The organism is Frigoribacterium sp. Leaf186 (genome assembly GCF_001423905.1).
In the GTDB taxonomy this organism is placed as follows: Bacteria; Actinomycetota; Actinomycetes; order Actinomycetales; family Microbacteriaceae; genus Frigoribacterium.
This window is the reverse complement of the sequence record NZ_LMPQ01000006.1, coordinates 151564-159352: the sequence shown is the minus strand read 5'-3', so window position 1 is coordinate 159352 and position 7789 is coordinate 151564. Positions and strand designations below refer to the sequence as shown.

The following is a 7789-nucleotide window of genomic DNA, read 5'->3' as shown; positions in this document are numbered from 1 at the left end:
GACCGTTTCCGCCCACGCTCACCGACGACACGGAACGACCACGACGGCGTCCTCTCCGAGTGCACTCGCCCCACAGCAAGTGATCCAGTGGGCGATCCTCTATCGGGCACCGTCCACGAGTGCGTTCAAGCGATCAACCAGTTGCGCCATTCGGGGCGGTCCGAGTCGAAGGACGAGCGACTCCGAGAACCAGCGCATCCACACCGCCTCGACATCAAGGATCGTGACGGCATCGGCCCTGAGGAGAATGCGAACCAGGTCGACCGCCTCCATCTCGCACTCATCTGACGGAGCACCGTCCGGCTGACCAGGCTCGAGACCATACGGATCGACATCGCTGAGAACAGCCAAGACACCAGCGAGGGTCTTCCCGTAGGTCGCTGTCCCCGCTCTCATGCCCCTCATGATGCCTGGGGCTGCCTCAACCGGTGACCGATTGCTAGGCGGACGTTTTCAGCACGGGTTACATCCTCACCAGCAGGACTGCGGGAGCGACGTCGACCACGAGGCCGGCGACCGGTATCGCTGCCACCCCAGGTGGCGACCAAAATTCCGCTGCTTGTGGCTCCCCGAGCCATCCCGGGACTGCATTACCAAGACCGAGATTCTGGTGACCGTCTTGGGGCACGCTGGCCTGCGACGAGGACGGCTACTTGATTACCGCGAGGAGGTCTTCCATCGTGTCGATCTGGTCAGTCTGAGAGGAGACGATCGCTGTCGCCAGCTGGACCGCGTCAGGGTTCTGCCCACCCTCGATCTCGGTCTGCGCCATCTCGACAGCCCCCTCGAGGTGTGTCGTCATCTGTTCCAGGAACAGCCGCGCCGCGTCGGTTCCGTCAGCATTCTCGAGGGCGTCCATGTCGGAGTCGCTCATCATGCCGTCCATGGAGTGATCCATGGACGCCTCAGTGTCCTGCCCCCAAGCCTTGAGCCATGTCGTGAGCTGATCAATCTCCGGGGCCTGCTCGGCCTTGATCGTCTCGGCAAGGGTGATCACGTCCCCGTCGATACCGTCTTTCGCGAGGAGCATGTCGCTCATCTCGACGGCCTGGGTGTGGTGCGGGAGCATCATCTGGGCGAACATGACGTCTTGATCGTTGAAGGCAGCAGCCTGGGACGACGACGCGGACGACGTGTCGCCTGCGGACGACGACGCCTCGGCGCACCCCGCGAGGGCGAGGGCAGCAATGGTCGCAGTTGCGCTGATGAAGATGGTGGCGGTGCGGTTCATGGTCGTTCTTCCAGGATCAGAATCGAAAAAAAGATACCCCCCGGAGGTATCGTGCCGCGTACGGCTGATGAGAGCCTCTGAGCCGGCACCGGTGGTATCGGTGTAACGGTGAACGCGTCGAGGTTGCCGAGCGCAGCGCGCAGATGCGCCTCGGCCTGGTCGGCGGTCTGGGACGCCGTCAGGAGGTCTTCGGCGTCGACCTCGATGGTTGCGGAGCCGGTGAGACGGTGCCCGATCCACCGGAGATAAAGATCGTGGACGCCCCGCACGCCCAGGGCGTGTTCCAGGGCGTGTTCGGCTCGCTTGTGGAGGTCGGGGTCGATGCCGTCCATCAGCCGTCGGCCGATGGATTTCACCGTCCCCCAGGGCAGGACCATGATCGAGGCTGCGATGAGCAGGCCGATGATGGGGTCCGCGAGCGGGAACCCGGCGAGGACCCCGATGGCGCCCAGCACGACAGACAGGGACGTGAAGCCGTCCAGGCGGGCGTGGACCCCGTCAGCGACAAGGGCTGCCGATCCGATCCGTCGCCCGACGCGGATGCGGTAGATCGCGACGAGTTCGTTGTCTGCAAAGCCGATGAGCCCAGCGGCGACCAGCAGCCAGGGATTCGCGATCGGCCTGGGGTCGATGAGGCGGTTGATCGATTCCCAGCCCGCGGCGGCTGCCGACGAGTGCAAGGCGCCTGGACCGGCCGGGGGCCGCCGGCATCCGTCTCGACGATCGCCCCGCGTCGAGAGGCGCACCCCGAGGAGTTGCATAGCACGCATGGACACCCTTCCCCTCTGGCTGTTAGCCGCCATCTTCGTCGCCGGCGCCGCCGTCATCTGGGTCGCCGGCATCCAGCTGTCGAAAACGACCGACGTCCTCGACTCCCGACTCCACCTCGGTAGCGCGCTCGGCGGACTCATCGTCCTCGCGGTGGCGACCAACCTGCCCGAGATCGCCATCACGGTCAGCGCCGCCCTCTCGGGCTCGCTCGAGGTGGCCGCGGGCAACATCCTCGGCGGCATCGCCCTTCAGACGGTCGTCCTCGTCGTCCTGGACGCCCTCGGGAAACGCGGCAAGGGTGTCCACCCCCTCACCTATCGCGCGGCCTCCCTAGGGCTGCTGCTCGAGGCACTGGTCGTGGTGGCGGTCCTCGCCGTCGTCATCGCCGGAACCCAGCTGCCGTCCTCGCTCACAGTGGCGCGCCTGACGCCGGACGTCGTCCTCATCGCCGTCATCTGGCTCGTGGGCCTGTTCCTCGTCCGGCGTGCCGGCAAGGGCCTGCCGTGGCACGAGGCCGGAGCGGCACCTGACACGTCGACGCCGCGACCGCGCGGACACCGGACGCGCTCGAACCCGTCGCCGACGACCATGAGCACGAAGAAGGCCGCGGTCGTCTTCGGCCTGTCGGCCCTCGCCACGCTCGTCGCCGGCGTCGTGCTCGAACGCGCGGGCGACGCGGCCGCGTCGCAGATCGGCTTGTCGGGTGTGCTGTTCGGCGCGACAGTCCTGGCCCTGGCGACGAGCCTGCCCGAGATCTCGACCGGGTTGCAGGCCGTCAAGCAGGGCGACGACAACCTGGCCATGAGCGATATCTTCGGCGGCAACGCCTTCCTGCCCGTGCTCTTCCTCGTCGCCACGGTCATCTCCGGGCAGGCGATCCTGCCCCAGTCGAACACCAGCGACGTCTACCTGACCGCCCTCGCCGCGCTCCTCACGCTCGTCTACGCCGTCGGCCTGCTCTTTCGGCCGCGACGACGCATCGCGGGCATGGGCGTGGACTCGTTCGTCGTGCTCGTGCTCTACGCGGTCGGCATCGGTGGCCTCGTCGCCATCACGCTCGGCTGACAGGACCAGCCCGGCGACACTGGCGACCGTCAAGCCCAATGAGCCGTGGAAGTTGACCAAGGCGCCCATGCTGCTGTAGCCGCGGGCGTCCTTGTACTCGACCTGGCCGACGTCTGAGATCGCCGTAATCCGGTCCCGGGGGATGTTTCGAGACCAGATCACGTCGTGAACATGGATAGTCACGTCGTCCAGCAGGGCGTGACGCCGCAGCTGCGAACAGTGGCCCAGAGTGATGATGTGTGACAGCGGTGCCCTCGGTGCAGGGTTGCCACTCGCGTCTGCCACCCGTTTCGCCGGGAGTGAGGACGGCTGCCTGCGACCGCCAATCTTTTTCGGCCACGGATGAACTTCTGGATGAGCTGCATCGTGTTCGTAGTAAGCGGGCTACCTGGGCCGGCGTACCAGCAGGAGGAATCATGCACAAGCGAATGACCATCACCCTCACGACGGCCGTTTTGGCGGCGGCCGCTCTCTCCGGGTGCACCACATCTGCCGAATCATCCACGACGATCGACTCCACCGAGCCGGCCCCCGCCGAGACCACCGCGGCAGCGGCAGTCCTCGGCACCGCAACGTCTCCCCTGGGCGAGATCATCACCGACGACGCCGGGTACACGATCTACACGTTCAAGATGGACAAGCAGGACTCGGGCACCAGCAACTGCTACGACGAATGCGCCACGACCTGGCCGGCAGTTGAAGCCTCCGACACGTCCTCCCCAGAAGGCATCACGGGCAAGATCGGTTCCCTCACCCGCACGGACGGGACAACCCAGCTGACCGTCGACGGCTGGCCGGTGTACCGGTTCGCGAAGGACACCGAACCTGGACAGGTCAACGGACAGGGCGTGAAGGATGCCTGGTACGTCCTCCAGCCGGACGGCACGATCAACATGGAAGCAGCCACTGAGGGCGCAGCAACCCCAGCCTCCTGATCGCACGCCTGCCTGCCGGACAGAACTCTCCGGGTTGCAGGCCCTCGCAGCTCCACAACCCCACCCGAGCAAAGGAGCCACAAGGCATTGATCATCGACATCAAGGCAGAGACAGTGGGTGCGAATACGTCGACTGCTTCCGCTCAGACGGTGAACCCATGTCCTGGCCTGGTCGATGGCATGAGGTTCGATCACTGGTGCGCATCGGCGTTCCTCGGTGCGCTCGATACAGGCACGACAAGAGGCGGTCCTGGATCAGGCACTAGCCGGACTTCACTGGCGCGAGGCGGTGAAGGTCATGGCCCGAGCCAGTGACGAGCTTTTGTCGACATTGTTCGAGTGCCACGGCGGGGCGCTTCGCCGTTACACACACAGCCTCACTCGGAACGCGGCGCTGACCGAGGACATCGTTCAAGAGACGATGCTGAGAGCATGGCAGCGTCCTAAGGTGCTGGAGCTCGACAAGGATGCGGCTCAAGCGTGGCTGTTCACGGTCGCTCGGCGCCTCGTCATCGACGACGCACGATCTGCCCGGAGTCGACGAGAAGTGGCAGCCCTTGGCGAGGTAGAAGGCACTGCTCTCGATCGCACTGATGCCGTCCTGGACAGCATCATCGTTGCGGACGCGCTGGCGTCGCTCTCCGACCACCACCGTCAGATCGTCATCGATGCGTACTTCGCTGGTCAGAGCATTCCTGAAATTTCGAGACGGCTTGGCATCCCAGAAGGAACCGCGAAATCGCGGCTCCACTATGGGTTACGCGGGCTGAGGCTAGCCCTCCAAGAAAGGGGCGTCACACGATGACTGAGCATCCCGATCTTCAAGCTAACGAGGACCGTTACCAAGACTGGGACGCGTCCTACGTCCTCGGAGCGCTCCCCACCGATGAACGTCGCGAATACGAGCAGCACCTCAGTACCTGCGCCAACTGCCGTGAAGCGGTGACGGAACTTGCGGGTCTCCCAGGCATCCTGAGCCGAATCTCGCCGGAAGAGGCCCTTGCCATCCATTCACCTCTGGGTATGGATGAAACTCAGGCGCCATCAGAAACGTTGTCGCTGATGGCCCACCGCTTCCGCAAGAGTCAACGCCGCCGCCGAGGAGTCATGGCTCTCGCAGTTGCCGCTGCTGTTGCTGCCGCCGTCTTCGGGGGGCTCGCCGTGGGCGCAAGAAACGACGTCGGCCCAGCGACGGCCCAAATGACGTTCCAGCCCATGGACCCCGGAACTGACTCCACCACCCTTACTGCCGGTCTGCAGATCGAGGAGAAATCTTGGGGCACGAGGCTCGATTGGAACTGCGACTACGGCGCGGATGCGCCAGACAACTCCCGATACGAGCTCGTGGTCACACAAACGGACAACACCACGCTTACCGTCGCGACGTGGGACGCAGCTGGCTCGCGTGCCGCAGATCTGTCTGCGTCGACGGCTATTCCCAGCCTGAAGATCACGAGTGTAGAAATCCGCTTGCAGGGATCCACGGTCGCGTTGGCTCGGCTAGACACCTGAGCACCTCCCGAACAAGCCGCCCGTTAGACGATGGTTCACCGGGAATCGGGCCAGATGCGTCGCGAGCTACTGCTGGTCGGCGCGCTGTAAAGCCCGGTAAACCGTCGAACGGGCGACGTCGAAGAGGGCCGCGATCTCGCTCGTGGTGTGCGCGCCGGCTCGGTAGAGGTCGACCATGTGCTTTTCCTGCGACGGGTTCAGCTTGGGTTTCCGTCCACGGAGCTTGCCAGCGGCCTTGGCGATCGCCATGCCCTCGCGGGTGCGGGACCGGATGAGGTCGGCTTCGAACTCGGCCACCATGCCGAGCACATTGAAGAGCAGCCGGCCGACGGGGTCGGTCGGGTCGTGTACGGCTCCTCCGAGGTTAAGCGCGACACCCTTTGTCGTGAGCTCGTCCGCAATGTCGGTCGCGTCTCGCAGCGACCGCGCAAGCCGGTCGAGCTTCGTGACGACGAGAGTGTCACCCTGGCGGCACGCGGCCAATGCCTCTCGGAGACCCGGGCGTGCCCGGTTGGTTCCGGTCATGCCGTGGTCGACGTAGATGTCCCGATCGGCAACACCAAGGGCGAGCAGGCCGTCACGCTGCGCTGCGACGTCCTGTCCAGAGGTCGAGACGCGGGCGTATCCGATGAGCATGCCGTCACTGTAGCGAATAAGGCACCTTCACCGGGCTTATTTGCGGACCGGTCTAATGGGAACATTATTCCCACGTACTTCCCGGGTTTTGACCCCCGCCGCGGAGGGCTGGCAAGTGTCCCGGTGAACGACCGTCGAACGGGCGCCTCGCAGACCAACGACGCGCGCCGCACCCGACCTGCGTAGATTTCTCATCATGAAGCTTGCCGAAGCACTCCTGCAGCGGTCCGATGCCCAGCGCCGGGTCGACCAGCTGCGCGACCGCGTCACCGCGAACGCGCGCTACCAAGAGGGCGAGGAGCCCACCGAGGACGCCGGCGAGCTGCTCGCACAGGCCGTCGAGACCCTCGCCACGCTTGAGTCGCTCGTCGTGCGCATCAACCTCACCAACGCCCGCACGACCCTGCCAGGCGGCGACACGATGACCGCGGCCCTGGCCCGCCGCGAGACGCTGCGCGCCACCCACGCCCTGCTCGTGACCGCCTCCGACGCCGCCCGCGGTGCCTCGGGCGGGTACCGACAGCTGCGCAGCGAGCTGCGGATGTTCTCGGCCCTGCCGGTCGCCGAGTTGCGGGACCGCGCCGACGTCGTCGCCCGCGAGCTGCGCGAACTCGACGTCGAGATCCAGAAGACCAACTGGGAGGCCGAGCTGCAGAACTGACCTGCGCGGTGAGTCGGTAGACGTCACCGGGGCGAGCACGAGCCGAGACCGGCGGTCGATCCGGTCACTGCAGGCGCGGAGGGCAGCGCCACGACTCACGTCGTCACCACTCAGCCCCGCACCGATCACCGGTGACCGCGCACCCTGCACTGATCACCACCGTGTGCTGACCGGAGACGTCGAGGGCGGGATCGGGGACCTCACCGCGCCTCCTCGGGCCACGGCCGTCGGCGCCCTCGCGCCCGACGCGTCGTGCGCCGCGGCCGGTCTCGCGGCAGGCGTGCCGCTCGGTAGGCTCGTCGGGTGACCGATCAGGCAGCCCGAGGGGCGTTCATCGTGTTCGAAGGCATCGACGGGTCGGGCAAGTCGACGCAAGCCCGGCTGCTGGGTGCACGACTCGGCGACGCGGGCGTGCCCGTCCACCAGACGGCCGAGCCGACCAACGGCCCCGTCGGCACGCTGATCCGCAACGGCTTCAACCGGCGCGTCGACCTCGACGACCGCGTCATCGCGTCACTCTTCGTCGCCGACCGTCTCGACCACATCACGAACGCCCACGACGGCATGCTCGGCATCGTCGAGCGCGGCACGACGGTCGTCTGCGACCGGTACCACCTGTCGTCGCAGGCCTACCAGGCGTCCGACGTGGGCGGCGACTGGATCGCCTCGTCGAACTCGATCAGCACCTCGCTGATGCTGCCCGACCTGACCGTCTACCTCGACGTCTCGCCCGAGGTCGCGCTCGAGCGCCTCGCCAGCGGACGCACGACGACCGACCGGTTCGAGGTCGACGAACGCCTCCGAGCCGCGCGCGCAGGCTACGCCGAGGCGATCGAACGGGCCGACGAGGTCGTCGTCACCATCGACGCCGACCGCTCGAGCGACGAACTGGCCGACGAGGTCTGGCGCGAGGTGTCGAGCCGGCTCGACCTCGGGTCGCTGGCTCGCCCGCGGGGCTGACACCGCGCCTCCCGGGGC

9 protein-coding genes are annotated in these 7789 nt (G+C 66.3%); 6 read left to right on the top strand and 3 right to left on the bottom strand.

The window, feature by feature from the left end:
• Window positions 1-649 precede the first annotated feature (649 nt).
• Window positions 650-1231 carry a DUF305 domain-containing protein gene (locus tag ASG05_RS06045; protein WP_056258793.1) on the bottom strand — a complete coding sequence of 194 codons (582 nt, stop codon included), beginning with the start codon at window positions 1229-1231 and terminating at the stop codon, window positions 650-652.
• Window positions 1228-1992: a cation diffusion facilitator family transporter gene (locus ASG05_RS06040; protein WP_369814011.1), complete on the bottom strand. Its 765-nt coding sequence runs from the start codon at window positions 1990-1992 to the stop codon at window positions 1228-1230. The genes ASG05_RS06045 and ASG05_RS06040 overlap by 4 nt, the downstream gene beginning before the upstream one ends.
• 7 nt (window positions 1993-1999) lie before the next feature.
• Between ASG05_RS06040 and ASG05_RS06035 the strand changes: the two genes are divergently transcribed.
• The 4 genes from ASG05_RS06035 (at window position 2000) to ASG05_RS15790 (ending at window position 5514) form a co-directional block, all read left to right on the top strand.
• A complete protein-coding gene (locus ASG05_RS06035; protein WP_055801336.1) occupies window positions 2000-3067 on the top strand; it encodes a sodium:calcium antiporter in 1068 nt (355 codons plus the stop codon).
• Window positions 3068-3495: 428 nt separating this feature from the next.
• The gene (locus ASG05_RS06030) at window positions 3496-4002 is read left to right on the top strand and encodes a hypothetical protein (RefSeq protein WP_056258787.1); all 507 of its coding nucleotides are present in this window, start codon (window positions 3496-3498) and stop codon (window positions 4000-4002) included.
• A gap of 298 nt (window positions 4003-4300) precedes the next feature.
• Complete coding sequence (locus ASG05_RS06025; RefSeq protein ID WP_055801561.1) at window positions 4301-4807, top strand: sigma-70 family RNA polymerase sigma factor; 507 nt, start codon at window positions 4301-4303, stop codon at window positions 4805-4807.
• The gene (locus ASG05_RS15790) at window positions 4804-5514 is read left to right on the top strand and encodes a zf-HC2 domain-containing protein (protein ID WP_082452595.1); all 711 of its coding nucleotides are present in this window, start codon (window positions 4804-4806) and stop codon (window positions 5512-5514) included. The genes ASG05_RS06025 and ASG05_RS15790 overlap by 4 nt, the downstream gene beginning before the upstream one ends.
• Window positions 5515-5580: 66 nt before the next feature.
• On the opposite strand, the gene ASG05_RS06015 is transcribed toward ASG05_RS15790, so the two are convergent.
• Entirely contained in the window at window positions 5581-6150 is a 570-nt protein-coding gene (locus ASG05_RS06015; RefSeq protein WP_056258784.1) for a recombinase family protein, read from the bottom strand.
• A 196-nt stretch (window positions 6151-6346) separates the two neighbouring features.
• On the opposite strand from ASG05_RS06015, the gene ASG05_RS06010 reads away from it, so the two are divergent.
• Window positions 6347-6811: a DIP1984 family protein gene (locus tag ASG05_RS06010; RefSeq protein ID WP_056258781.1), complete on the top strand. Its 465-nt coding sequence runs from the start codon at window positions 6347-6349 to the stop codon at window positions 6809-6811.
• A gap of 303 nt (window positions 6812-7114) precedes the next feature.
• Entirely contained in the window at window positions 7115-7771 is a 657-nt protein-coding gene (gene tmk, locus ASG05_RS06005; RefSeq protein ID WP_056258777.1) for a dTMP kinase, read from the top strand.
• The last annotated feature ends 18 nt before the right edge of the window (window positions 7772-7789 follow it).